Genomic DNA, 24067 nt, shown 5'->3' with positions numbered 1-24067 from the left:
GGAACCTCCCCGTGCGGGTCGGTCTCCGGAGGGGGACCGACCCGCACGGGCGCTGCGCGCCGTGTGGCGGGGTTACTTCACGCTGACCCGGATGGGCGTGGAGGCGGCCTGGCCGCTGGTGCTGTTGCCGGTGAAGACGAAGCGCCAGTAACCGGTCGCGTTGTCCTTGACGGTGGCGCTCAGGGCGCCGGTGCGGCTGGAGGTGATCCGCCCGGCGGTGGTCCAGGCCGCGCTGCCGGACTTGCGGAACTGCAGCAGGACCGGTCGCGCGGCGTAGCCCCGGTAGGCGTGCGCGGCCCAGTCGACCCGGTTGAGCTGGCCCTTGACGGTCAGCGCGGCGCCCTTGCGCAGCTGCGTCGCGGAGGTCTTCGCGGTCAGCTTATCGGCGCGCTGCCAGGTGTAGCTAGTGGCCTTGGCGTTGAAGGTGGTGGCGCCGTCCTTGGCGACGACCAGTACCGCGACCCCCCACACCCCGGCGACGTCGTTGGGCAGCCCGGCGCTGCTGGGGACCTTCTCGCTGACCCGGATCCCGGCGGTCTGCGTGGTGGCCGTGTGCGACCGGACCTTCAGCAGGTCGTCCGCCGGGTCCCCCTTGAGGTCGGCGGCGGTGGGCACCGCGTGCGCCTGTGCCGCGAGGGCCACCGGGTAGGGCTCGGCGTAGATCGCCTTGATCCCGGAGGCGTCCGCGGCGGTGACCGTCACGCCGAGGGTGACGGTGCCGCTCAGGCCCAGAACCACCGACTGCGAGACGGCTTTGGTGATCACCGGCTTGGCGGTGGCGGCGAAAGCCGTCGTCGGCACCGCGACGGCGCCCAGGGCGAGGACACCGGTGAGTACCGATGCCGCTATGGGAACGCGCATACTACTCCTGTCATGAGGCCCCGCGCGTGGTGTCGGGACCAGGGGGACCAGTTATAGATCATCCACCCGCCGGCCGTGAGCACCACCCCACCGTGTGCGGCCCCGGGCCGCACACGCGGTGCTACCCCTGGTCGTCCCTGAGGGCGTCGGTCAGCTGCCGGTCGACGGCCCGGACCTGGTCGCGGTAGGGGTGCAAGGTGGCCTCAACGTCCCTCAGCTGCCAGTTGTCGTCCAGGTCGGCCTTGGTCACCACCAGTTCGAGGTGCTGCTCCAGGATGCGCATGTGCAGTCCCTGCAGGACGCCGAGGAGTTGGGCGACCCCCTTGTTCCCGCCGCGGTTGCCGTAGCCGGCGACGACGGCCGGCTTGTCGTGCCACTCGTGGTAGAGGAAGTCCAGGGCGTTCTTCAGGACGGCCGGGTAGCCCCAGTTGTACTGCGGGAAGACGAACACGAAGCCGCTGTAGGAGCTGACGGTGCGGCTCCAGCGGCGGGTGTGCTCGTGCTGGTACTGCCCGAGCGAGGCCATCAGCGGCTCGTCGAGCAGCGGCAGACCGGCCTCGGCGAGGTCGAGCAGTTCGTAGCGCAGCAGGCTGTCCTGCTGGGCGGTGTCGCGGATCCACTCGGCGATGCCGGGACAGATCCGGCCCGGTCGGCTGCTGCCGACCACGACGGCGATCCGCTCCCCGGTCTCGGCTCCGGTCTCGGTCTCGGTGCGGGTCTGGGTCTGGGTCTTGTCCATGGGCTCTCCTGACGGGACGAACAGCATCACCGCAGATACTACGTGCCACAAACTATCTGGTACGTGCCACGTACCACCGGCGGGTCGGGTGTGATCCGGACGGGTGGCGCGCGGCCGGGAACGGCATCGGCCGGTCGGGGGGCGGTTACGGATGCAGCGGTCGGGTCTTGGTCGGAAGGGGGCGCTGGTGGGGAGGGTGGTTGTGCGGCGGACGCGGTTCCTCGGTGTGAGCGTGGCGGCGGTGGCCGCGGGCGTTTGCCTGGTGGCGCCCGCGTGGGCGGCCGGGCCCGTCACCGTGGCGGTGACCGGTCCGGCGAGCGGCGTGGTCGCCTACTGCCCCCCGGGCATGCGTCCCGGCAGCTGGTCGGTGACCGGCGGCGACGGCAGCCCGCTCGCCGGCGACCAGCGGCAGGAGTGGACGGTGACCACCGGCGTGACCGGCATCGCCGCGTGGATCGCACCGTACGACCATTCCCCGCCCCCGCCCGCCACCATCACGCTGACGGTCGTCTGCGTCTGCTGACCGTTGGCGCTCGTTGGCGCCCGTCGGCGTCGAGGTGGCACCCGGGTGGTCGTGGGTGGCTACGGGCGCAGGCCGTTTATCAGGTTGGTGACCAGGCCGTGTGCGAATTCCTCGGTGAGGGGTTCGTCCGGGATCAGCAGTCGGTGATAGCAGGCGCCCCAGAGCTGGTCGACGATGATGCGCGGGTCTGCGTCGGCGCGTAGTTGGCCGCGTTGCTGGGCGCGTTCCAGGGCTTGGACGGCCAGCCGCCGGCGTGGTGCGGAGTAGTGCTCGCGGAAGGCGGCCGCCAGGTCCGGGTCGGTCTGTGCCTGGCCGACGAGCTCGGCGACGACCCGCCCGGCCGGGGTGTGCGCGGTGAGGTGGACGAAAGCCCGCAGCTGGGTCAGCAGGTCCGCCTCGATGTCGCCGGTGTCGGGGAAGGCGAGGATGTTCTGGACCGCGTCGAAGTAGCCGTCGAGCGCGAGTGCTCCTTTGGAGGGCCACCACTTGTAGATCGACATCTTGCTGACGCCCGCGGTCGCGGCCACCCGTTCGATGGTGAAGGCCGCCATGCCCTCGCCGAGCAGCAGCGTGCCGGCCGCGGCCAGGATGTCGGCGCGCACCTCGTCGGCCGGACGCCGCCCGCGTCCCCGGCGCGCGGGCGGCTGCGGGGTCGGGCTGCTGCCCGGGCTCGGTACTGGGGCGCTGGCCACCGCGGTCTCCTTGGGTCGGTCGGGTTCATCCGGGTCGCTCGGGACGACCCGGGCACTGCTCGGCCAGTCTATATGGACGCAGCGTCTACATGTTGCTAATATGGACGCATCGTCCATTAGGGCGGTCGGGCCGGAACGTGTCCGGTGGACCAGAAGGAGCCCCGTCATGACCAGCACCCCCACCCCTACTCCTGCCTCTCGTGTCGCCGTGGTCACCGGTGGATCCGGCGGTATCGGCCGGGTCGTCGCCGAGCGCCTGGCCGCCGACGGCCTGGCTGTCGTCGTGTCCTACGCGGGCAACCCGGCATCCGCCCAGGAAGCGGTCGGCGCGATCGAGGCGGCCGGGGGCACTGCCGTCGCCGTCAGGGCGGACGTCGCGGACCAGGCCGAGGTCGCCGCGCTGTTCGATCTGGCCCAGGAGCGGTTCGGCGGCGTCGATGTCGTGGTCCACGCCGCCGGGGTGATGCGGCTCGCCCCGCTGGCCGAGCTCGACCTCGCCGACTTCGACCAGATGCACCGGATCAACGTGCGCGGCACCTTCGTCGTCGGCCAGCAGGCGGCCCGCCGGGTGCGTCCGGGCGGTGCGATCGTCAACTTCTCCAGCTCGGTGACCAAGATCGCCCTGCCCGGCTACACCGCCTACGCCGCGACCAAGGGCGCCGTCGACGCCATGACGCTGGTCCTCGCCCGGGAGCTGCGCGGACGCGACATCACGGTCAACGCGGTCGCCCCCGGCCCGACCTCCACCCCGCTGTTCCTGGAGGGCAAGCCACAGGCCGTCGTCGAGCAGCTGGCGAAGGCCGCGCCGCTGGAGCGCCTGGGCGCGCCGGACGACATCGCCGAGGTCGTCTCCTTCCTGGCCGGACCCGCGCGGTGGATCAACGGCCAGGTCCTGTACGCCAACGGCGGCGTGATCTGACCACCCCCACCACCGACGAAACCCAGCCTCCGGAAGGAACACCCGCCATGTCCAAGACCGTTCTGGTGACCGGCGCGTCCAGTGGCTTCGGCGCGCTGACCGTGCGCGCTCTTGCCGACACGGGCCACCGTGTCTATGCCGGGATCCGGCAGACCACCGGACGTAACCGTCCTGCCGTGGAGCAGGCCGCCCAGTACGACCCGCGATCACGGCGTCGACCTGCGCAGCGTTGAACTAGACGTCGCCGACCAGGGATCGGCGAACGCCGCCGTCGGCGCGATCCTCGCCGAATCCGACCGTATCGACGTGGTCGTGCACAATGCCGGACACATGGTCCTGGGTTGGCTGGGGGCCTTCACCCCGGAGCAGTTGCACGAGGTCTTCGACGTCAACGCGGCCGCGACCCAGCGTGTCAACCGTGCCGTGCTGCCGCACCTGCGCGCCCAGGGTGACGGCCTGCTGCTGTGGGTCGGCTTGTCCATTACGTGCGGTGGTACCTGGCCCTGTTTCGGCGCGTGCTTTGCCGTGGGGGCTGTCGTGGGCTCTTTGGCTGTCACCTATGCTGCCGAGGTTGGCGGCTTCGGGATCGACATCACCGTCGTGGTCCCCGGCGCCTTCACCTCCGGCACCAACCACTTCGCCCACTCCGGCCGCGCTGTGGACACTACTGTCGCGGATGCCTACGGGGTGCGCTGCGCAGGGCTGTTGGACCAGGTGGGTGCGTGTCTGGCTGAGGTCACCTCGCTGAACGCGGATTCGGCTGAGGTTGCCGTCGTGATCGTGGGTGTGGCCGGCACTCCCAGGGGTCAGCGGCTGTTCCGTGTCCACATCGAGCCGACCGACGACGGTGCCGAGACCGTCAACGGTGTCGGCGGCCTGGTGCGCACTGCCTTCTATCAGCGTATCGGCCTGCAGGATCTGCTCGGTCCGCGCCTGGCCTGGGCGCTCATCGGTCGTTGGACTATTGGGGCTCTGGGGTAGGTTCGGTGTGGTGTTCCACGGTGGCTGGTGTGGGTTGTTCTCCGGGGTGGTGTCATGGATCGCTAGTAGTACTTCGTTAAGTTTGGTTGATGTGGGTGCTGTTGATCGGGCATCATGGCCGACGTGGATTTGGGGGAGATCGAGCAACTCCGTGGTGAGCTGGCCGAGTTCGTCGGTGAGGTATTTGCGTCGGTGCGGCGTCGTGACGTGCGTGGGTGGGGTGACTGCTACCTGCGCGGGCTGATGCTGGACGGCCGTCGCAAGTCGGTCCAGCCGATGGCGGCGCGGTTGCCGGACGGGGACATGCAGGCGCTGCAGCAGTTCGTGAACCAGTCGCCGTGGGACCACGCGGCGGTGCTGCGGGCGGTGGCGCTCAAGACGGTGCCGGCGGTGGACCCGGTGGTGTGGGTGATCGACGACGTCTCGTTCCCCAAGGACGGGCGGATGTCGGTCGGTGTGGCGCGGCAGTGGTGCGGGGCGCTGGGCAAGCAGTCCAACTGCCAGGTCGCCGTCAGCCTGCACGCCGCCTCCGACACCGCGTCCGTGCCGGTCTCCTGGCGGCTGTTCCTGCCCGAGGGGTGGCAGGACGACGCCGACCGGCGCACTCGCGCCGGTGTCCCCGAGGAGGCGGGACACCGTGAGAAGTGGCGGCTGGCCCTGGACCTGATCGACGAGGCTGTCGGCTGGGGCCTGGAGCCGAAGGTCATTGTCGCCGATGCCGGCTACGGACAGAACACCGCGTTCCGCCAGGGCCTGGCCGACCGGGGCCTGGACTTCGTCGTCGCCGTGCGCGCGGACGAGTCCGCACACCCGCAGCACGCCGTTCCCACCGCCCCGCCCTGGTCCGGCACCGGCCGCGTCCCCGCCACCCGCTACCGCGCCAGGGCCGCCGCGCTGAGTGCACTGGCGGCCGACGGCGGGCGGGCCGCGTTCCGCCGCTCCACCTGGCGCCACGGCTCCAAAGGCCCGATGCACTCACGCTTTCGGACGCTGACCGTGCGCCCCGCCGGGGTCGCCGCCCGCCGCCACGCCATGGCCGCCGCCGGCGGCGCCGCGGCCTGGGACGGCGTACTGCCCGCCACCACCCTGCTGTGCGAGTGGCCCACCGGGGAGAAGGCCCCCACCGAGTACTGGCTGACCAGCCTGCCCGCCGACACCGCGCTGCGACACCTGGCCCGCCTGGCCAAGATGCGCTGGCGCATCGAGCACGACTACCGCGAGATGAAGCACGGCCTGGGCCTGGACCACTTCGAAGGCCGAACCTGGCGCGGCTTCCACCACCACCTCGCCCTGGTCACCGCCGCCCACGCCTTCCTCACCCTGCGCAGACTCGACCCAAAAGCCCAAGCGCCGGCCTGACCCTCTACCAGGTCCTCGACCAGATACAGGACCTGCTGAACTGCTGGACCGGCACCTGCACCACCTGCCAACGCCCCCTACCCGCAAGCACAACCACGCACAACGCCCGCCCACCAAACCAAACTTAACGAAGTACTACTAGTGCTCTGACCGGGATGGTTCACCGGGTTGCTGACAGGCTCGACTGGTGGGTCTACGGAGATGGTCTTGAGGTCCCCGCCGGGTGAAGCGGGGACCTCGATCGGGGTCCTCAGTGGTGGAAGAGCCTGAGCCCGGTGCGGGCGAGAGCGATCTGATGCTCGCGGCAGGCGTGCTCGACTTCGGTGGACCGGATGGATCCGCCCGGTTCGGCGATGTAGGCGACACCGTGCCGGTGGGCGTGGTCGACGTTGTCACGGAATGGCAACGCGCCGTCCGAGACGAATGCCACCTCGGCCAGGCCCGCGAGCCACTGCGTGCGCTGCTCGTCCGTCAGCTCGGGTGCGGGTGCGGACAGGGCTGTCGACAGGCGTGTGCTCTCGTCCAGGGTGAGGTCGCCCTCGATGAAGCGGATCTGCCAGTTGATCCGGTCCTGGCGCCGGGTGTCCGGTTGGAAGGCGAGTGCACGGACAGCCGGGTGGCGTCGCAGCCACCAGATATCTGTCTTCGCGCCGGCCAAGCGGGTGCAGTCCACGCGGGACTGCTGGCCGGCACCGATCCCCAGGGTCGCCCCACCACGCAGGTAGCACACGGAGTTGGACTGTGTGTAGCGCAGGACCGCCAGGCCCAGCAGGAGATCCTCGGCTGCCGTGGTCGGCAGCGTGCCGCATACGACGTTGTCCAGCAGGGCGGTGGACAGCGTCACCTCGTCGCGCCGCTGGGACAGCCGCAGGCCGAACACCTCCCGTGTCTCGCACTGCGGGGGTGTGAACGCCTGATCCGCTTCCATGACCAGAAAGCGGCCGTTCTTCTTCTTGCTGAGCGTCGCGACGGTGCCGGGAGCGTAACCGGGGGCGATGACGCCGTCGCAGACCACGCGGGACAGCAGCTCGGCGAGTTCGGTGTCGACCGGGTGCGACACAGCGGCGAAGTCGCCGTAGGAGGACTTCGGATCGGCGTCGCGGGCACGCAGGTATGCGCTGGTGAGCGCGCCGACACTGTCGCAGTCGATGCCGTAGAGCTCGCCGGTGACGTCATCGACGGGGCCAGCCACGGCCGCACCGGCGGGCGAGACGTGCTTGAAGGAGGCAGCGGCCGGCCGGTTCAGGGCCCGGCTCGCCTCCAGCACCAGCTGCCAACTGTTGAGCGCATCCAGCATGTTGATGTAGGACGGGCTGCCGTTCAACACCCGGACCGGCCATCGGCCAGGCTGCACCGGCTCGGTGGTAGCCGCCGCCTGCTGCGGGTTGGTCCCATAGCGCAGATCCACGTCATAACCTCCTGTGTCAGCGGGAACATCACTGACGCAGGCGCCCAGGCGGTCGACGCGCACGCGGGAAAACGGCCGCTCCCCGGTGGTTCTCCACCTTCGCCAGTTGCGACCGGAGACGATGCTATCCGCAGCAGCGCGCACATGGTTTCGCTGGTCATGCCGCCAGCGCCAGTGGGCGTCCGCCCCACCGGATGCCCTTCTCGCTACGGATGCGGGCGCGCTCCTTACGTTGGGCGGCCAGGACGTCGGGGTGGCGGGCGTTGGAGTTGCGCCAGCGCAGGTATCGGTGCAGTTCACGGGTCTGGACCGTGTGGTTGGGATGGTTCGAGTTGGCCAGGGTGAACTGCCGCAGCGGCCCGAAGTGCGCCTCGATCGGGTTGGCCCAAGAGGCGTTGGTCGGGGTGAAGCACAGCTCTACCTTGTTCTTCCGGGCCCAGGCACGGCTCTTGACGCCCTTGTGCGCGGAGAGATTGTCCATGATCACGTAGATCGGGGCGCCGTCGGGCCGGGCGGTACGGATCGACTTGAGCGCGGCCAGGCTGTTGGTGGCGCCCTTGCGGCGGCGGTTGACGCCCCACAGGGTGTCGTCGCCGATCGAGTAGCAGCCGTGGAAGTAGGTCACTCCGTGGGTGCGGTGGTAGGTCGCGGGCAGCCGGTCCGGTCGGCCCCGCTCGGCCCAGCAGGAACCTCCGGTGGGGCGGATACCCAGTGGCCCGAACTCGTCGAACGCGAAAGCGCGGTCGGGGAAGTGTTCCAGGACGTGCTCGATCCGGTCGAGCTTGGCGTCGCGCTCGGGATCTGTGGACTCCTTCCACGTCTTGGTCCGCTGGAAGGTGACGCTGCGTCGGGTGAGCAGGCAGCGCAGGGCCTCACGGCCGATCCGGATCACCCGGCCGTGGACCTTGCGCAGGTAGGCGGCGAGTTTACGGATCGACCAGCAGGTGAAGGGCTGGCCGAGCTTGGTCGGGCGGGTGGTGGCCGTCGCGACGACGAAGTCCTCGTCGTCAGGACTAAGCAGGCGGGGACGGCCTCCCGCCCAGCGAGGGTCCAGGCAGGCCAGACCGATCTCATTGAAGCGGTGGATCACGTCACGGACGGTGTCCTCGTCCGCCTGCACCAGCTGGGCGATGACTGGGACGCGGTTCCCGCCGGCCGAGGCCAGCAGCATCATCGCGCGCCGGTAGCGCACCGAGTTGGTGCTGCCCCGGCGCACGATCTGCTGAAGCCGCTGCCCCTCCTGGTCGGTCAGTCTGCGCACACGGACAGGCTCGGCCATCGCACCTCCACGAATCGGATCGGACGTCACAACACATCCAACCGCTCCGAGCACCAACCCGGCGAACCTACACGGTCACAGCACTAGCGTTGTGTCCTGCTGGGCTGGTTCGCGGCATGGTGCTCAGGGCGGCTGGGCGGGGGTGTGGTCTGGTTTGTCCTGGGTGTTGTGGCGCGGGGTGACCTGTTCGGTGATCGGGTTGAGTTGCTCCTTGGAGTTCTTGTGGTGGGGTGTCTCGGTCCTTCGGGGTTGGGGGAGTGGGTGGGCTGCTTTGGTCCGGGTCACTGGGGTCGTGTGCCTGTCGTCTTTGTCCGGGGTGGTGGTGGGGCTTTCGGGTGGCTGCATGTCGGCCCTGGGGCCGTGTGCTGTGGTGGTCGTGGTTTGTCGCCCTTGGGTGGGGATTGAGCGGTGTGCTCTGGTACTCGCGGCCCGGGCGTGGTGCGGGCCGTGGTGGGTGGTGCTCGGCCTTGGCTGAGTGCGGCCAGGTTGATTGGGGGGTTGGTGGTCGTGGTGGTGTGGTGGGGTGGGCATGGTTGGTGGGTAAGGTTTGGGTGTGAGTGTGGGGGGTGGGTGGGTGCAAGGGGGTGCGTAAGTGGATCAAGGTGATTGTGAGGCGTGACACAGTTTTGTTGGGGTGTGTGGGTGGGCGTTTAGCGTGTTTGTGGTTTGGGGCTGGTTGGGTTCCTCGTGAGGGAAGGTTGTTTGAGTGAGAGTCATATCGGGTGGGTATCGGGGTTTTGTGCGGTTGGTGGGTGGTGTGGTGGTTCTGGGTGTGGTGTGGGGTTCGGCGGCTGGTGTGGGGTTCGCTCCGGTTGCTGTTGCCGCTACTGCTGCTTCTGGGGCTGCTTCGTCTGCTTCGTCTGCTGCTTCGTCTGCGTCTGCTTCGTCTGTTTCGTCTGTTGCTGTTTCGTCTGGGGGGTTGAGTACGGAGCAGGCTTCGTTGGAGGCGCGTCGGTCGGGTAGGGATGTGTTGGCGGGGGCGGCGACGTCGGATACGCAGATGGTGATGGCGCATCCGAATGGGACGTTTACGTTGACGCAGTCGTTGGCGGCGGTGCGTAAGCGGGTGGGTGGTGTGTGGAGGTCGTTGGATCCGACGTTGGTTCGTGGTGCTGATGGTTCGGTTTCGACGAGGGTGACGAGTAGTGGTTTGACGTTGTCGGGTGGTGGTGGTTCTGTGTTGGCGGTGATGGACAGTGGGGGGCGGGAGTTGGCGGTGAGTGTGCCGGTGGTGTTGCCGGTGCCGTCGTTGTCGGGTGCTACGGCGACGTACCGTGATGTGTTCAAGGGTGTGGATCTGTGTGTCACGGCGACGGCTCAGGGTTCGTTTGCTGAGGTGTTGGTCGTCAAGGATGCGGCGGCGGCGGCGAATCCGGCGTTGAGGACGTTGGTGTTGGGTGCTCGTACGCGGGGGGTGACGTTGTCCTCGGACGCGGCGGGGAACTTGACGGCGAGGGATCCGCAGGGGCGGGCGGTGTTCACGGCTCCGGCGGCGACGATGTGGGACTCGGCTACCACCGCGGGCGCGCCGGCCGCCAAGGGCGGTGCCTCGACCGCGAAGGGCGCCTCGACCGCGAAGGGCGCGTCGGCTGCCAGGGGTGGTGTGTCGGCTGCCGGGGGTGTGTCGGTGGTTGGTCGGCGTTCGGTGGTGGATCCGCTTTCGGGTGTGTTGGTGGATGCGGTCAGTGGTTTGCCGGTGGTGTCTTCGGTGGGTAGTGCGGGTGAGGGTGCGCATACGTCGCGGGTCGGTGTCCGGGTGGTGGGGGGGAGGATTGATCTGACTCCGGATGTGTCGTTGCTCAGTGGTGGTAGGCCGGTGTTCCCGGTGTATATCGATCCGACGTTCAATGCGCCGTCGGCGTCGAGTCCGTTGCAGGCGTGGACGCAGATCAATTCGTATTATGCGTCGTCGAGTTACTGGAAGTCGTCGGATTTGTTGCGTGTGGGTGACCAGGATTGGGAGTCGCCGACGTTCACGGCGCGGTCGTATGTGCAGATCGGTGTGCCGACGGCGTTGTATGGTGCGCAGGACATCATTTCCTCGCAGTTGAATATTACGGAGGAGTGGTCGCCGAACTGCACGGCGAGTGGTGTGCAGTTGTGGCAGTCGAATCCGATCAGTTCTGGTACGACGTGGGACAGTCCGTCGACGTTGACGAGTCAGGTGGGGCCGACGCAGACGGTGGCGTACGGGTATGACTCGTCGTGCCCGGCGCATGGTGTGGGTTTCGATATTTCTGGCATCATGGGGTCGGCGGCGAGTGGTAAGTGGTCGAATATCACGTTCGGGATTCGGGCGTCGAACGAGTCGGATCCGAATGGGTGGAAGGAGTTCGCGAATACGTTGAGTGTGTCGACGACGTATGACCATGCGCCGAACACGCCGTCTGCTTTGTCGACGTCGCCGTCGACGAACTGCACGGGCAACGATACTGTCGGTGATGGTGAGATGTCGTTGTATGCGGGGTTGTCGGATCCGGACAAGGGTGTTCTGGGTGCGACGTTCACGGTGACGCGTAATAGTGACGGGAAGGTGGTGGCGACCAGTAACTCCAATGATGTGACGGCGAATTCTGGTAGTAGTGTGGATTTCCAGTTGAGTCAGGCGAATTTGGAGGCGTGGTCGGGTAAGACGGGGAGTGCGCCGGGTGCGGCGACGGAGTTCACGTGGAAGGTGCAGGCGACTGACTTCAAGTTGTCCAGTGGGACGACGTCGGGTTGCACGTTCACGTTCGATCCGACGCGTCCGGGGACTCCGGTGACGCAGGACGCGAATGGTGTCGAGTTGTCGGATTACGGGAACACGAATCCGGTGACGGGTCTGCCGTATCCGACGACGTTGGGGACGATGGGCAGTCCGGTCGCGGTGAGTTTCAGTGAGTCGGGTGGTACTGCTCCGGCCAGTTACGTGTATCAGCTCAATGGTGGTGCGCCCAGGTCGGTGAGTGCGGCTGGTGGGTGGCGACGGCGTCGATCACGCCGACGCGGTTGACTGATACGTTGAGTGTGACGGCGATTTCGGCGGGTGCTAATTACGGTGGTACCGAGAATGTGATCTTCAATTCGGCGGTGGGCGGTACGGTGCAGGCCGATGGTGACCTGACCGGGGATGGTGTCGCGGACCTGCTCGCGGTGGGTGGTCAGGACAGTCTGCCGTCGGGGTTGTGGCTCTCGGCGGGTCAGGCGGGTGTGGGTCGTACGACGGGTGACGGGAGCCTGGTCGGCTCGATGAGTGACTTGGGGATCAACGGGAGTGGGATCGATACGACTGGTCCCACTGGTCTGGGGTCTCCTGCGGACTACAACGGGGCGACCGCGTTCAGTGGCCAGTTCACTGGTAGTGGGCTCAATGACGTCCTGGTGTACTACCCGTCGGGGGTGCATGCGGGTGTGGCTGAGGTGTTGAACGGTAATGGTGATGGTTCGGCGTTGGCCATCGCGGGTGGTTCGACGACGACCAATGCGTTGTATGACCCGTTCGAGGCGTCGACGCCGAACAATCCGGTGCAGTTGGCGAATGCGGGTTGCACCAGTGGGGTCTCGGTTGCGGGGCAGGGTGCGACGTGTGCGCTGCCGGATCTGATCGGGACCTCGGATGATGAGAGCGGCAACAAGACCGATGCGTTGACGTTGTATCCGTCGTTGGGCAGTATCGCGGACTTCGGTCGTACGCAGTTGTCGAACCCGAGTCCGGACGGCAGTGGTGACTGGGCGTCGTGGACGTTGAGTACGGTGCAGTTGCCGGTCAGTGGTGGGGGTTCCAGTACGGCGATGTTCCTGTGGGACAAGGCGACCGGTGTGCTGGACCTGTGGGAGGGGTTGGCGCTGTCGCAGGACGCCTCGGGTAATCCGGACCTGGTGTACACGTCGTATCCGGTGGCCACGGGGTGGAACACCGGTGCGGTGCTGAGTCTGCGGGCGGCGGATATCAATGGTGATGGCACGCCGGACCTGTGGGCGACGACCAGTGGTGGTACCACGACGGCGTACCTGTTCAGTGCGTTGAGTACGACGGGTGCGGCGGCGGTGTCCACCACGGGTAGTGCGTTGGCTGCTGACAGCCACAGTTGGCCGTTGACTGACGCGGCCAGTGGGGACACCAGTGCCTCGGGTACGGTGGCGGCTGATGCCAGTGGTGGTTTGACGTTGACGGGTGACGCGGGTGCCACGTGGCATACCGGTGACCTGTTCAGTCCGGATGTGAGTTTGAACGGCAGTAGCGGGGTGCTGGCCGGTAGTGGTCCGGCGGTCACCACGTCGAAGAGTTTCAGTGTCTCGGCGTGGGTCAAGCCGGCGGCGATGAACGGTGGTGTGGTGCTGTCGCAGGACGGTACCTACGGGTCGGGGTTCTTGGTCTATCCCACCGCGGCGGGCTGGAACTTCTGCATGGAGACCGGTGACGCGGCCGGTTACGCGTACAACTGCGCGGTTGCCGGGACGGCGCAGGTCGGCTCGTGGTCGCATGTGACGGTCACCTATGACCCGGTCAGCTCGTATATGAGCCTGTATGTCAATGGTATCGAGGTGGGCAGTGCGACGCACACCGCGGTTGCCGGCTACACCGATGGGTTCCAGGTCGGTGACCAGCTCTACAAGGGTGCGCATGGCAGCTATTTCGATGGCCAGGTCGCGCAGGTGGAGACCTGGAACCAGACGTTGACTCCGGGTCAGGTCGCGGCGCTGTCCAATACGACGGGGTCGTTCGTGTTCCCGGCGGACAACACGTTGTATCCCAGTGGTAGTCAGTGGACCAGTGGTGCGAACAGTTTGAGTTTCAATGAGGGTCTGATGAGTGTCTCGGTCGCCGGACTCCGTTGTACCAGGTGGGTACCGCGAACCAGACGGGCGCGGTGATGACGTTGCAGAGCGACGGGAATCTGGTGGCCTATCCGAACGCGGCTGATGCCACCGGGCACACGGGTGCGTTGTGGGCGACGAACACCTCTGGTCATCCTGGTGACACGTTGGTGTTGCAGCCTGATGGGAACCTGGTGGTCTATGGTGCCAACGGGGCTGTGTACTGGAACAGTGTCACCAGTTTCCCGGGTGCTGACCAGTGGCGGTTGACTGGTGCGCTGGGTGGTGCGGACGCGTCGGGCAGTAACTCGGCGGCGGTCGGTTCCACGGTGGCCTGGGGTGCGAACCACAAGGGTGTCGCGTCGTCGGCCGCGGTCTTCGACGGGACGGATTCGGTGGTCAGGGCGGCCGCGCCGGCGGTGAACAGCAGTCAGAGTTACACGGTCTCGTGCTGGGTCAAGATCACCGCGCTCAGTGGGGCGCAGATCGCGCTGGCGCAGGGTACCGATACGCATCAGGCGTTCTACCTGGGTTACAACAGTGGCAACGGTGGCTGGATCTTCCAGACCACGACGTCGGACACGGCTTCGACGAGTTTCCCCACGGCGGAGGCCGCGGCGACCGCGAACACCTGGACGCATCTGACCGGGGTGTACAACGCGGGTACCGGTGCGATGCAGCTGTATGTGAACGGGGTGTTGAAGGCCAGTGCGACCAACACCACTCCGCAGTTCAACGCGGCCGGTGCCTTGGAGGTCGGCGCCAACAGTCTGGTCGGTTCCACCGCGCTGTACGACCAGGTCAACGGCAGTGTCAGTGATGTGCGTACCTACCAGGCGGCTTTGAGTGCCACGCAGGTCGCCGCTGTCTACAACAACTCATGACCGTCACGAGGTAGGCCGGTCACGCTGGGCCCCGCGATCATCGCGGGGCCCAGCGCCGTTTTCCGTACCCGGGCGGCCCGCGAGGGCTGCGGGGCGGGGGCGGGGTGTGGCGCTGTGGCCGGTGGCGGGGCGGTGGTTTCGGTATCGCGGGTGCGGGTGGCTCGATCGGCGGGCAGTCCCGGGTGGGTTGGGTTTCGTGCGGTGGAGCGGGATCCGGTGGGGGTTCGTGTCGTGGGGGCTCGGTTTCGGTGCGGGTACGGCCTGCCGGCGCGGCCGCGGGATGGAGCGGGGCGGGCGGGTGGCGGGACCTGTAGGCACGATGGGCTCCTGCTCGCCGGGCCGTGGTCTGGCGGCGTGCTCGGCCTGTCCCGCGCCTGGGTCGACGGACCGCGCCCGCGGGCCCCGGGGGGCGGTGACGCGACCGGCCCTGCCCGGTGGACCGGCGGCACGTACCGCGTCGTCGACGCCCACGGCCTACCCCTGGCCCTGGTCGCCACCGTGGCCGGTGGCCTACCCCTACCCCTACCCCTGGCCCTTGCCCTGGCCGCCACCGTGGCCGGTGGCCTACCCCTGGCCGCCACCGTGGCCGGTGGCCTACCCCTGGCCGCCACCGTGGCCGGTGGCCTACCCCTGGTCGCCACCGTGGCCGGTGGTGACGCGGTGACGTCACCCAGCTCCTGCCCCTGAATCAACGCCGTGCCGCTGTTGCGCGGCACGCGCCTCCGCCTCCGCCTCCGCCTCCGCCTGTGCCTGTGCCTGCGCCTCCGCCGGGCGGTGGGCGGTGGGCGGTCAGCGGGCGGTCAGCGGGTGGGTGGGGGGTTAGTGGGTGGGGGGTGGGGTGAGGGTTTCGAGGGTGTCGACCAGGGGGCGAGTCGGGGGTCGGTTGCGGCGTTGTCGAGGGCTTGGCGTAGGGCGGTGTCGTGGGTGGGGCGGGCTTGGGTGAGGAGGGTCAGTCCGGTGGGGGTGACGTCGGTGTAGATGCCGCGGCGGTCGGTCGCGCACAGGTAGCGGGTGAGTAGGGCGCGGTCTTCCAGGCGGGTGACCAGGCGGGTGGTCGCGCTTTGGCTGAGTATGACGGCGTCGGCGACCTGGTGCATTCGCAGGTGGCCGCCTTCGCCGCTGTGCTGGCGGCTGAGGACGTCCAGGAGGGAGTATTCGCGCGCGCTGAGGTCGTGGTGCTGTTGCAGGGCGTGTTCGATATGGGTCTCGATGCGGCCGTGCAGCAGTGCCAGGGCGTTCCAGCCGTGGGCGGGCCCGGTGGCGGCCGTGTCGGTGACGGTCATGGCTCCATCCTCTCCCGCGGCGCCTGTCGCGACACTGGTCGCGGTGTCCCTCGGTGGTGTCCTTCATGGTGCGGCGCCGGCTGTGTCTGCCTCCAAACATACAGCGCCTGCAATCGTTGCGTTTGCAAGTATGCGGCGGTTGCAACTATTGTGGTGGGTTGTAAGGCGCGGGGGCAATTGTTTGGAGGGTTGTGTCATGCCGCTGGCGTTGTTTGCTCTGGCTGTCGGGGCTTTCGGGATCGGTACCACTGAGTTCGTGGTGATGGGTCTGCTGCCGCAGATCGCGGGGGGTTATGGGGTCGCGATTCCTACCGCGGGTCTGCTGGTCAGTGGCTATGCGCTGGGGTGGTGGTCGGGGCGCCGTTGATGGCTGTGGTGGGTGCCAGGGTCGGCCGCAAGCGGATGTTGATGGTGTTGATGGGGTTGTTCACGGTCGGTAACCTGTTGTCGGCGTTCGCGCCGGGTTTCGGGTGGATGCTTGTCGGCCGTGTGGTGGCCTCGTTGGCTCATGGTGCGTTCTTCGGTATCGGTTCGGTGGTCGCGGCCGGGTTGGTGGCTCCGGGCAGGAGGGCGGGGGCGATCGCGACGGTGTTCACCGGGTTGACGGTCGCCAACATCGTGGGGGTGCCGTTGGGTACTTTCATCGGGCAGGTCGCGGGTTGGCGTGCCACTTTCGTGATGGTCGCGGTGTTCGGTGTGGTGGGGCTTTTGGGTATCGCCCGGTGGGTGCCGGTGCTGCCCCGCCCTGAGGGTGTGGATCTGCGTGGGGAGGTGGCCGCGTTGGGTAATCCGCAGGTGGTGTTGGCGATGGTGATGACGGTGCTCGGGTTCGGTGGTGTGTTCGCCGCGATCACCTATATCTCGCCGATGATGGTCCACGTCGCCGGGTACGGGCAGGGGGCGGTGACCTGGCTGCTGGTGCTGTTCGGTGTCGGTATGTTCCTGGGCAACCTTGTGGGTGGTCGGTATGCCGACCGTGCGCTGATGCCGATGCTCTGTGTCGCGCTCGGTGGGTTGGCTGTGGTGCTGGCGTTGTTCACTGTCACCGCTCATGACAAGGTCGCGGCGGCGGTCACGATCGTGCTGGTGGGGGCGTTGGGCTTCGCTACCGTTCCGCCGTTGCAAAAGCGGGTCCTGGATCAGGCTCATGGCGCGCCGACGCTGGCGTCGGCTGTCAACATCGGTGCGTTCAACCTCGGCAACGCGCTCTCGGCGTGGCTGGGCGGTGTGGTGATCAGCGCCGGTCTCGGTTACACCGCGCCGAACTGGGTCGGTGCGGTCATGGCGGTGGCGGCCCTGGGTGTGGCCGTGTGGTCGGCCGCCCTGGAGCGCCGCGCTCCTGCCCGGACCAGCACCCCACCCGCTGTCGCCGCCCCCGCTCCGCGCACCCCCACCCACCACTGACCACCACCACCGGCCACCGGCCACCGGCCACCCACCACCGGCCATGTACCGCTGTCTATCGGTTACTTATCGCTTATCGCTGACGATCCGCTGTCACGGGTTGATCGGCTGTCTACTGCACGGGAGTTGCTGTTATGAACGTCCATGTCGCCCTTACTGCCGCTGATGCGGAGCAGTTGATCGTGGCTGCTCGTATGGCTGCGGACGCTGCTGGGGTCGCGGTCAGTGTCACTGTCGTGGATGCCGGTGGGCATCTGCTTGCTTTTCGCCGTGATGAGCGGGCGGTGTTGATCTCGGGGGAGACCAGTACCCGTAAGGCCTATACCGCTCTTCAGTTGGATTGCGCGACCGCTGACCTGGTCGAGGCGGTACAGCCCGGTGGTGTGTTCCATACCCTGCCGACCGGGTTGGACCGCCGCTGCTGTTCATCGCGGGGGTGTTCCGATCCGCCGTGAGGGCCGCTTGGTCGGTGCGCTGGGTGTGGGTGGTGGCGCCCCGGGCAGGACCACGCCTTCGCGACGGCCGCCCTGGGCACCCGCGGCTGACCCCCGCGGCACCCGAGGAACCCCCCGGGACCTCTGACCCCCCTGACCCCCGGCGCCCTGGCGCCCCGGGGCCCTGGGGTCAGGGGGCGTTGGGGGTGTAGGGGTGGTGTGGGCTGTCAGTGCGCACGGGCGGGGGAACGCGTTGCCCTGTGCGGTCTGGCCTCGGTGGGGATGGCGGTGCGGGCTGGTGTGTCCTGTTCCAGTGGTCGGGTGTGGCCGGGTTCGACGGTGGTGCTGTCGGCCTTGGTGGTGTGCCGGTGGTGGCGCGGTGGTGGGTCGGTCCGGTTCGCGTGCCTGGCACGGTGGGTGCCGGGTGCCGGGTGCCGGGTGCCGGGTGCTGGGTGGTGGTTCACTGGTGCGGGGTTTTCGTGGGGTGTCGGCTGTTGGGGTCGCGGGTTCCTCTGCTGTGTGCGGGGGGCTCTGCTGTGGTTTGCCGCTGTACTGGTGCCGGTCTTGTGGTGTGTGCTGGTGTTCTTGTTTTGGTTGTGTGGTGTGGGTCTGGTGGTGGTGGGGTGGTTAGCCGGAGGAGGCGTCGAAGCGGAGTTTGGAGGTGATGCGGTAGCGGTCGCCGCGGTAGACGGATTGGGCGTATTCGACGGTGCGGCGGTGGTGTCTCGGGTGGTGCGTTCGACTTGGAGGATGGGGGAGTAGACGGGGACGTCCATGAGGTCGGCTTGTTGGGGGTTGGTGACGGAGGGTTCCAGGGTTTGGATGGCGTCCATGACGATGATGTGGTGGCGCTCGCGTAGGAGTTGGTAGAAGTTGCCGCTTTCCATGTCTTGGGGGGTCAGGCCGGGACGAGGTCGGCGGGTAGTTCGAGTCGTTCGATGGCGATGGGTTCGTCGTCGACGTTGCGGACTCGGACGATTCGTAGACGGGGGCGGTGGTGGCCAGGCCGAGTCGGGTGGCGCGGTGGGGGCCTGCGGGGGCGGTGGTGAATTGGACGACGCGGCTGGTCCAGTCGCCTTCGGCGGGGGGACGGCGAGGGCGTTGGTGGTGGTGCCGGACATCTCCTGGGTGACTTTGTGGGGGCTGGTGAAGGTGCCGCGGCCGTGTTGGCGTACCAGGAGGCCGCTGCGGGTCAGTTCTTCGACGGCGGCGCGGATGGTGGGGCGGGAGACTTTGAGGCGGGCGGCGAGGTCGCGTTCGGGGGCCAGGCTGGTGCCGGGGCCTGATTTCTCGATCACTTCGAGGAGGTGTGCGCGTACGAGGTCTCGTTTGGTGGTGGCCCGGGTGGGGTCTTGTCGCTGCTGGTCACCTGTTCATCGTCCCAGGGTGGGCGCGGTGGGCGCGGGGGTGGGCGGCGGGGGGTCAGGCCCAGGGCGTTGAGGCGTTGGTTGTGGTGGGCCAGTCGGGTCTGGAACTGGGTGAGGTCGCGTGGGCCGCTGGTCCAGGCGACTTCGGCCAGTGCGCACAGTCGTGGGTAGTGAGGTAGGTGACGTGTTCGGGGGTGGGGGCGTACTCGGTCCACAGTTGTGCTTGGTGCCCAGGACGCCGGGGGTGGGGTGGGGGGCGGCGGGGTCGGCGGTGGGTAGTATCCGGCCAGGGGGTCGAAGGCGTAGACGTCGGCGAGGGTGACGGTGTGTCCGGGTTGTCCTTGGGGTTCGGTGGGGTCGTTGCTCTGGGGGTAGTCGAAGTAGGTGGACAGGTGGGGTGCGATCACGACTTGGTGGCCGCGGGCGATGGCTTGTGCTCCGTGTGCCTGGTCGCGCCAGGCGGTCAGGGCGAGTCCGGGTGGGGGGTGTTCGCGGCGTAGCCCTTCTCGTCCCAGGCGATGGCCCGGCGTCCGTGGTGGGTCACGTACTGCTGCATCTGCCGTAGGAACCAGCCGTGCAGTTCGGCGGGGGCGGCCAGGCCCAGTTGCCGGGTCCGTTCGCGGGCCAGGGGGTCGTGCTGCCACTGGACGGTGGGGCATTCGTCGCCGCCGATGTGCAGGTAGCGGAGGGGAAGACGTCCATGGTCTGGGCCAGTACCTGGCGGCAGAAGTCCAGGGCCTGGTCGCTGACGGCCAAGATGTCTCGCTGATGCCCCAGTTGGTCCATACGGCAGTGCGCGGTCGGGTGGTTGCCCAGGTGGGGGTAGGCGGCCAGGACGGCGCGGGCGTGTCCGGGCATGGTGATCTCCGGGACGATGCTGACGCCGCGGCCGCGGGCGTAGGAGACCAGGCCGCGTAGTTCGGCCTGGGTGTAAGTAGCCGCCGTGGGGGTGCCGTTGCCGGGTACCGTGGGGCCTGGGCCCAGGGCGGACTCGGTGCGCCAGGCGCCGACTTCGGTCAGTCGCGGCAGGCCGTCGATCTCGATCCGCCCAGCCCTGGTCGTCGTTCAGGTGCAGTTGGAAGACGTTGAGTTTGTGCAGGGCCAGTTCGTCGACGAAGCGGTACAGGAACTCCAGGGGCAGGAAGTGCCGGGCGACGTCCAGCAGTGCGCCGCGCCAGGCCAGGCGGGGCTGGTCGCGGATGTCCAGGCAGGGCCACCACCAGTGGTCGGGCGGGCGCCGGCCGGGTCCAGGGCGGCCGGCGGCAGTAGTTGCCGCAGTGTCTGGACGCCGTTGAGGAGGCCGGCGGTGGCGGGCGCGGACAAGGTGACCAGGTCGGGGCGGATCCGCAGCAGGTAGCCCTGCGCGGCGGTCGACCCGATCACCCCGCTCGCCCCCGTTCGACCCGTTCGACCCGTTCGTTCCGTTCGTTCCGGTGGTTCCGTTTGCTCCGTTGGTTCCGGTGGTTCTGGTTGATGCGGTGGTGGTGGGGGTGGGTGGGGACAGGGACAGTTCGATCCGCGGGCCGGTGGCGCTGCGGGTCCGTCCGCGGCCGAGGTATCCGGCGAGCAGTTCGGCGGCTTGCTCGGTCCCGGGTCCGGCGTCCAGGTGGAGCTGGGGGCCGATGACGAACCTCCCGGGGTGCGGGGTGAGTTCGGTGGGACGCGGGACGATCATCGGTTGCCTTTCGGTGCGCTGCGGCGGAACGGAACGGGACGCGGGACGGGACGGGCGGGACGGGCGGGGCGCGGGACGGGACGGGCGGGACGGGGCGGGGCGCGGGACGGAACGGGCGGGACGGGGCGGGGCGCGGGACGGGGGTGGGGGTGGGTGGTCAGTCTTTGACGGCGCCGGCGGTCATGCCGGCGACCAGGCGGCGTTGGATGAGCATGAAGAAGACCACGACGGGGCAGGGCGAACAGGGTGGAGGCGGCGATCAGGCCGCCGTAGTCGGTGCCGGTGCTGGTGCTGAAGGAGACCAGCCATACCGGCAGGGTGTAGTGGCTCTGGTCTTTCATCAGCACGTAGGCGAACAGGTAGTCGTTCCAGGCGGTGATGAACGCGAACACGCTGGTGGCGATCAGGCCGGGCATGACCAGGGGCAGCAGTATGGTGCGGATGATCGTGAGGCGGCCGGCGCCGTCGAGCATCGCGGCTTCCTCCAGTTCCACCGGGATGCCGTGCAGAACCCGCGCAGGGTCCAGATGGTGAACGGCAGCACCATGGCGAGGTAGGTCAGTACCAGGCCGAGGAGGTTGTTCAGCAGGTCGGTGCTCTTGAGCTGAGGAAGACGGGGATCAGCAGGGCGGGTTGCGGGACCATCTGCACGACCAGGACCGCGATCAGGAAGCCGTGTCTGCCCCGGAACCGGAACCGGGTCAGGGCGACGGCCGCGAGGAACGCCAGGACGACCGAGGCCGCGACCACCGCGCCGGTCACTACCGCGCTGTTGGCCAGGTCGGTGGCGAAGCCGGGTTTGCGGACCGCGTCGGTGAAGTTGGCCAGGGTGAACGGGAACGGCCAGAAGCGGGGGGTGGTGCTGAGGATGTCCCGGTAGGGCTTGAACGCGGTGTCGACCATCCAGTACACGGGGAACGCCCACAGGAGGCAGAACAGGACGGCGGCGCTGTTCAGCAGCCGCCGCCGGGCGCGGGGCCGGCGCGGATGGGGCGGGGGCGGGGGGTGGTGTTCACAGGTCTTCTCCCGACCGTGCCAGTCGGCACGTACAGGGCGGTCAGGCGAGCAGCAGCAGGACCGAGACGACCGCGATGGCGGCGCCCTGTCCCAGGGAGTTGCTGCTGAAGGGTGGTGAAGGACCAGATGCCCAGGGTGGTGGTGCCCTGTTGGGGCCGCCTTGGGTGAGGATCCAGATCTGGTTGAAGACGTTGAAGTCCCAGATCACCGACAAGATCGCGACCAGTCCCAGGATCGGGCGCAGGAACGGCACGGTGATCACCCGGAACACGGTCAGCGGGCCCGCGCCGTCCAGGGCGGCGGCCTCGTAGTAGGTGCGCGGGATCTGTGACAGGCCGGCGTGCAGGGTCAGTGCCACGAACGTACCGACTGCCATACCACCAGCAGCCACACCAGGGTGAAGGCCGAGGCGGGCGAGGTGGTCCAGTCGCGCTGGGTCAGGTCGCCGAACAGCGCGGTCTGGTGTCAGCAGCCAGTTGACGACGCCGTAGACGGGTTGGAACAGCCACTGCCACACCAGGTGGAGGCGACGTGGGTACCGCCCAGGCGGCGATCAGGCACAAGGTGACCGCGGTGCGCATGCGCCGGCCCAGGGCGCGAGCATCAGCGCGACCAGCATGCCGGTCACAGGGTTCCGGTGACCAGGGCGGCGCAGAACCCGGCGGTGCGCAGCAGGACCGGGACCAGGTGCGGGTCGGACAGACGGCGCGGTAGTTGGACCAGCCGGTCCAGGGCACGACGCCGGTGAACAGCGCGCGCAGCCCGTAGTCCTGGAAGGAGATCAGTACCAGGCGGACCAGGGGGTAGCCCAGGACCAGGGCCAGTACGGCGGCGGCGGGCGCCAGCAGCAGGTACGGCAGTGCGGTGCCGGGGCGGCGGCGGCGCGGGGGCCGGGCGCCGGCCGGCGGGCGGGGGTCGGCGGCGCGTCCGGGGCGCGGGGCGGTGGAGGTGGTCATGGTCACTGGGAGGCGTTGAGGGCCTGGTCGAGGTGGGCGTCGAAGCTCGCGGCGGCCTGCGCGACGCTGGTGCGGCCGGTGGCGATGTCGGCGAAGAAGGTGTTGATCGACGCGTCGCTTTCGATGGTGGCCCAGCCGGGGGTGGCCGGGGTGGCCACGCTGCTCTTGGCCGCCTGGAAGAACGCGGCCGAGGTGGGTGGCAGGCCGGCCTGGGTGGAGTCGATCAGCTGGGTGGAGACCGGGGTCCAGCCGTCGATGCCGACGATGGCGCTGGTCTGCACGGCCGTGCTGGTGGCGGCTTTGAGGTAGGCCAGGGCCAGGGCCTGGTTGGCGCTCTTGGCGGCGATCGCCAGGTCGGAGCCGCCCAGGAAGACCGGCTGGTTGCGGCCGGGGGTGGTGGCGCTGGGGAACGGGAACGTCCCGATCTGGCCCTTGAGGGCGGGGTTGTCCTTCAGGACGGTGTTGATGCTGGTGTCCAAGATGGTGGCGGTCTTGCCGGAGGCGAACATCGCGGCCTGGTCCGGGGACTTGGTGTCCACGTTGCGCGAGGCGGGGGCGGAGTAGCTGTTCTGGAAGCTCTTCCAGGCCCGCAGTCCCTGCTGGGCGGCGGGGGAGTCCAGCGCGCCGGTCCACCTGCCGTTGCTCTCGGTGGCCAGTTGGCCGCCCGCGTCCCAGACGAACTGCAGTGCGCCGTACCAGTACTGGCCGGGGAAGTTGAAGGCGGAGAACCCGGGCTGGGGGTTCTTGGCCCTGATCGCGTCCAGGTCGGCGGTGAGCTGGGTGAAGCTGGTGGGGGCGGTGGTGATCCCGGCCCGGGCCCACAGGGCCTTGTTGTAGATCACCGCGCGGTTGCCGGCGAACAGCGGCGCGGCGTAGACCTTGCCCTCCACGGTGGCCGGTCCCAGCAGGCCCGGCAGCCAGCTCTGCCCGGCGGACAGGGAGGCCTGGTCGGCGGTGATGTCGCTGAGCGCGCCGGTGGCGGCGAACAGCGGGACGTCGGTGTTGCCGATCTCGATGACGTCCGGCGGGTCGTTCTGCGCCAGCGCGGTGCTGATCTTGGTGTTGATGTTCGCCCACTGCTGGATCTGGACGTCGGCCTTGGCGCCGGTGGCCTTCTCGAACGCGGCGTTGATCGCGGCGGTGGCCTGGGCGCTCAGGTCGCCGTCCATCAGCCACACCGTCAGCGTCGCGGCCTTGGCGGGCCCGCCCGCGGTCGTGCCGTGGGCGGGCCCGCCGCTGCCGCAGCCGGCCAACGACAGTGCCGCCGCGGCGGTGACACACACGGCGAGGGATCTGGTGCGCATGGCAATCCTCCAGGAGGCCTTGGTCAAGGCATGAAGTCCGCGGAACCGGGTCCGCGGAACGGGATCCGCGGAACCGGGTCCGCGGGGCGGGGTCCGCGGGGCGGGGCGAGGGATTCGGGGGCGGGGCTGGGGAGGTGAGGGGTACGCGTAAGCGGCCGGCCGACGCCGCGGCCGCTGTTGGAGGC

At 68.5% G+C, this 24067-nt stretch carries 21 protein-coding genes, 4 pseudogenes and 1 riboswitch; of the genes and pseudogenes, 10 read left to right on the top strand and 15 right to left on the bottom strand.

Going from position 1 to position 24067, the window contains the following annotated elements; all coding sequences use genetic code 11:
• Window positions 1-72: 72 nt before the first annotated feature.
• The gene (locus tag GXP74_RS21950) at window positions 73-861 is read right to left on the bottom strand and encodes a hypothetical protein (RefSeq protein WP_182452958.1); all 789 of its coding nucleotides are present in this window, start codon (window positions 859-861) and stop codon (window positions 73-75) included.
• Between the two features lie 121 nt (window positions 862-982).
• Complete coding sequence (locus GXP74_RS21945) at window positions 983-1600, bottom strand: NADPH-dependent FMN reductase (RefSeq protein ID WP_182452957.1); 618 nt, start codon at window positions 1598-1600, stop codon at window positions 983-985.
• A gap of 241 nt (window positions 1601-1841) precedes the next feature.
• Between GXP74_RS21945 and GXP74_RS21940 the strand changes: the two genes are divergently transcribed.
• On the top strand, window positions 1842-2123 hold the full coding sequence (locus GXP74_RS21940; protein ID WP_225448097.1) for a hypothetical protein: 282 nt from the start codon (window positions 1842-1844) through the stop codon (window positions 2121-2123).
• A 59-nt stretch (window positions 2124-2182) separates the two neighbouring features.
• Here GXP74_RS21940 and GXP74_RS21935 read toward each other — a convergent pair whose 3' ends face one another.
• Window positions 2183-2815, bottom strand: a complete 633-nt coding sequence (locus tag GXP74_RS21935) for a TetR/AcrR family transcriptional regulator (protein ID WP_225448096.1) — start codon at window positions 2813-2815, stop codon at window positions 2183-2185.
• A 166-nt stretch (window positions 2816-2981) separates the two neighbouring features.
• On the opposite strand from GXP74_RS21935, the gene GXP74_RS21930 reads away from it, so the two are divergent.
• The 3 genes from GXP74_RS21930 (at window position 2982) to GXP74_RS21920 (ending at window position 6074) form a co-directional block, all read left to right on the top strand.
• Window positions 2982-3734, top strand: a complete 753-nt coding sequence (locus GXP74_RS21930) for an SDR family oxidoreductase (RefSeq protein WP_182452955.1) — start codon at window positions 2982-2984, stop codon at window positions 3732-3734.
• A 135-nt stretch (window positions 3735-3869) separates the two neighbouring features.
• Window positions 3870-4715: an SDR family NAD(P)-dependent oxidoreductase gene (locus GXP74_RS21925; protein ID WP_370468563.1), complete on the top strand. Its 846-nt coding sequence runs from the start codon at window positions 3870-3872 to the stop codon at window positions 4713-4715.
• A gap of 123 nt (window positions 4716-4838) precedes the next feature.
• Window positions 4839-6074 carry an IS701 family transposase gene (locus GXP74_RS21920; RefSeq protein ID WP_182456524.1) on the top strand — a complete coding sequence of 412 codons (1236 nt, stop codon included), beginning with the start codon at window positions 4839-4841 and terminating at the stop codon, window positions 6072-6074.
• Between the two features lie 250 nt (window positions 6075-6324).
• On the opposite strand, the gene GXP74_RS21915 is transcribed toward GXP74_RS21920, so the two are convergent.
• A complete protein-coding gene (locus tag GXP74_RS21915) occupies window positions 6325-7545 on the bottom strand; it encodes a phosphoribosylaminoimidazolecarboxamide formyltransferase (RefSeq protein ID WP_225448095.1) in 1221 nt (406 codons plus the stop codon).
• Window positions 7518-7602, bottom strand: a riboswitch (ZMP/ZTP riboswitch). It overlaps the preceding gene by 28 nt.
• 37 nt (window positions 7603-7639) lie before the next feature.
• Entirely contained in the window at window positions 7640-8761 is a 1122-nt protein-coding gene (locus GXP74_RS21910) for an IS630 family transposase (RefSeq protein ID WP_182452954.1), read from the bottom strand.
• Between the two features lie 1000 nt (window positions 8762-9761).
• Here GXP74_RS21910 and GXP74_RS21905 point away from each other — a divergent pair.
• The 4 genes from GXP74_RS21905 (at window position 9762) to GXP74_RS21890 (ending at window position 15129) form a co-directional block, all read left to right on the top strand.
• Entirely contained in the window at window positions 9762-11753 is a 1992-nt protein-coding gene (locus GXP74_RS21905) for a DNRLRE domain-containing protein (RefSeq protein WP_182452953.1), read from the top strand.
• Complete coding sequence (locus GXP74_RS21900) at window positions 11720-13615, top strand: LamG domain-containing protein (RefSeq protein ID WP_182452952.1); 1896 nt, start codon at window positions 11720-11722, stop codon at window positions 13613-13615. Before GXP74_RS21905 ends, GXP74_RS21900 begins: the two co-directional genes overlap by 34 nt.
• Window positions 13585-14442: a LamG domain-containing protein gene (locus GXP74_RS21895; RefSeq protein WP_182452951.1), complete on the top strand. Its 858-nt coding sequence runs from the start codon at window positions 13585-13587 to the stop codon at window positions 14440-14442. Before GXP74_RS21900 ends, GXP74_RS21895 begins: the two co-directional genes overlap by 31 nt.
• Window positions 14443-14796: 354 nt before the next feature.
• Window positions 14797-15129, top strand: coding sequence for a hypothetical protein (locus GXP74_RS21890; RefSeq protein ID WP_182452700.1), 333 nt, complete (start codon window positions 14797-14799; stop codon window positions 15127-15129).
• 113 nt (window positions 15130-15242) lie between these two features.
• On the opposite strand, the gene GXP74_RS21885 is transcribed toward GXP74_RS21890, so the two are convergent.
• The gene (locus GXP74_RS21885) at window positions 15243-15725 is read right to left on the bottom strand and encodes a MarR family winged helix-turn-helix transcriptional regulator (RefSeq protein WP_182452950.1); all 483 of its coding nucleotides are present in this window, start codon (window positions 15723-15725) and stop codon (window positions 15243-15245) included.
• A gap of 196 nt (window positions 15726-15921) precedes the next feature.
• On the opposite strand from GXP74_RS21885, the pseudogene GXP74_RS21880 reads away from it, so the two are divergent.
• Both GXP74_RS21880 and GXP74_RS21875 read left to right on the top strand, forming a co-directional pair.
• Window positions 15922-17129, top strand: a pseudogene (locus GXP74_RS21880) (MFS transporter).
• 134 nt (window positions 17130-17263) lie between these two features.
• Window positions 17264-17674 (top strand): annotated as a pseudogene (locus GXP74_RS21875) (heme-binding protein).
• 116 nt (window positions 17675-17790) lie between these two features.
• Here the strand turns inward: GXP74_RS21875 and GXP74_RS42260 are convergent.
• From GXP74_RS42260 to GXP74_RS21845, 9 genes and pseudogenes are all read right to left on the bottom strand, one after another.
• Complete coding sequence (locus GXP74_RS42260) at window positions 17791-18861, bottom strand: GntR family transcriptional regulator (RefSeq protein ID WP_225448094.1); 1071 nt, start codon at window positions 18859-18861, stop codon at window positions 17791-17793.
• On the bottom strand, window positions 18858-19358 hold the full coding sequence (locus tag GXP74_RS41605; RefSeq protein ID WP_255528255.1) for a family 20 glycosylhydrolase: 501 nt from the start codon (window positions 19356-19358) through the stop codon (window positions 18858-18860). Before GXP74_RS41605 ends, GXP74_RS42260 begins: the two co-directional genes overlap by 4 nt.
• A 131-nt stretch (window positions 19359-19489) precedes the next feature.
• Window positions 19490-19950 (bottom strand): annotated as a pseudogene (locus GXP74_RS41600) (family 20 glycosylhydrolase); the annotation flags it as partial.
• Between the two features lie 291 nt (window positions 19951-20241).
• Window positions 20242-20313 (bottom strand): annotated as a pseudogene (locus tag GXP74_RS41595) (hypothetical protein); the annotation flags it as partial.
• Window positions 20314-20601: 288 nt separating this feature from the next.
• A complete protein-coding gene (locus GXP74_RS42255) occupies window positions 20602-21099 on the bottom strand; it encodes an ABC transporter permease subunit (RefSeq protein ID WP_370468454.1) in 498 nt (165 codons plus the stop codon).
• An 88-nt stretch (window positions 21100-21187) separates the two neighbouring features.
• Complete coding sequence (locus GXP74_RS42250; RefSeq protein WP_370468453.1) at window positions 21188-21508, bottom strand: hypothetical protein; 321 nt, start codon at window positions 21506-21508, stop codon at window positions 21188-21190.
• Window positions 21509-21662: 154 nt separating this feature from the next.
• On the bottom strand, window positions 21663-22139 hold the full coding sequence (locus GXP74_RS21855; RefSeq protein ID WP_225448093.1) for a carbohydrate ABC transporter permease: 477 nt from the start codon (window positions 22137-22139) through the stop codon (window positions 21663-21665).
• Window positions 22060-22578 carry a hypothetical protein gene (locus tag GXP74_RS21850; RefSeq protein ID WP_182452948.1) on the bottom strand — a complete coding sequence of 173 codons (519 nt, stop codon included), beginning with the start codon at window positions 22576-22578 and terminating at the stop codon, window positions 22060-22062. The genes GXP74_RS21855 and GXP74_RS21850 overlap by 80 nt, the downstream gene beginning before the upstream one ends.
• 2 nt (window positions 22579-22580) lie before the next feature.
• A complete protein-coding gene (locus GXP74_RS21845) occupies window positions 22581-23882 on the bottom strand; it encodes an extracellular solute-binding protein (RefSeq protein WP_182452947.1) in 1302 nt (433 codons plus the stop codon).
• Between the last annotated feature and the right edge of the window lie 185 nt (window positions 23883-24067).

Origin of the sequence: Streptacidiphilus sp. P02-A3a (assembly GCF_014084105.1) — a bacterium.
Classification (GTDB): domain Bacteria; phylum Actinomycetota; class Actinomycetes; order Streptomycetales; family Streptomycetaceae; genus Streptacidiphilus.
Note: the sequence above shows the minus strand (reverse complement) of the source record. Positions and strands in the feature narration are given on the sequence as shown.

Excerpts from the sequence above, each read along its gene's own strand:
- GXP74_RS21950 (WP_182452958.1), bottom strand. The coding sequence starts at position 861 with ATGCGCGTTCCCATAGCGGCATCGGTACTCACCGGTGTCCTCGCCCTG.
- GXP74_RS21945 (WP_182452957.1), bottom strand. The coding sequence starts at position 1,600 with ATGGACAAGACCCAGACCCAGACCCGCACCGAGACCGAGACCGGAGCC.
- GXP74_RS21930 (WP_182452955.1), top strand. The coding sequence starts at position 2,982 with ATGACCAGCACCCCCACCCCTACTCCTGCCTCTCGTGTCGCCGTGGTC.
- GXP74_RS21925 (WP_370468563.1), top strand. The coding sequence starts at position 3,870 with ATGCCGGGATCCGGCAGACCACCGGACGTAACCGTCCTGCCGTGGAGC.
- GXP74_RS21910 (WP_182452954.1), bottom strand. The coding sequence starts at position 8,761 with ATGGCCGAGCCTGTCCGTGTGCGCAGACTGACCGACCAGGAGGGGCAG.
- GXP74_RS21905 (WP_182452953.1), top strand. The coding sequence starts at position 9,762 with ATGGTGATGGCGCATCCGAATGGGACGTTTACGTTGACGCAGTCGTTG.
- GXP74_RS21885 (WP_182452950.1), bottom strand. The coding sequence starts at position 15,725 with ATGACCGTCACCGACACGGCCGCCACCGGGCCCGCCCACGGCTGGAAC.
- GXP74_RS42250 (WP_370468453.1), bottom strand. The coding sequence starts at position 21,508 with ATGGTCGACACCGCGTTCAAGCCCTACCGGGACATCCTCAGCACCACC.
- GXP74_RS21850 (WP_182452948.1), bottom strand. The coding sequence starts at position 22,578 with ATGACCACCTCCACCGCCCCGCGCCCCGGACGCGCCGCCGACCCCCGC.
- GXP74_RS21845 (WP_182452947.1), bottom strand. The coding sequence starts at position 23,882 with ATGCGCACCAGATCCCTCGCCGTGTGTGTCACCGCCGCGGCGGCACTG.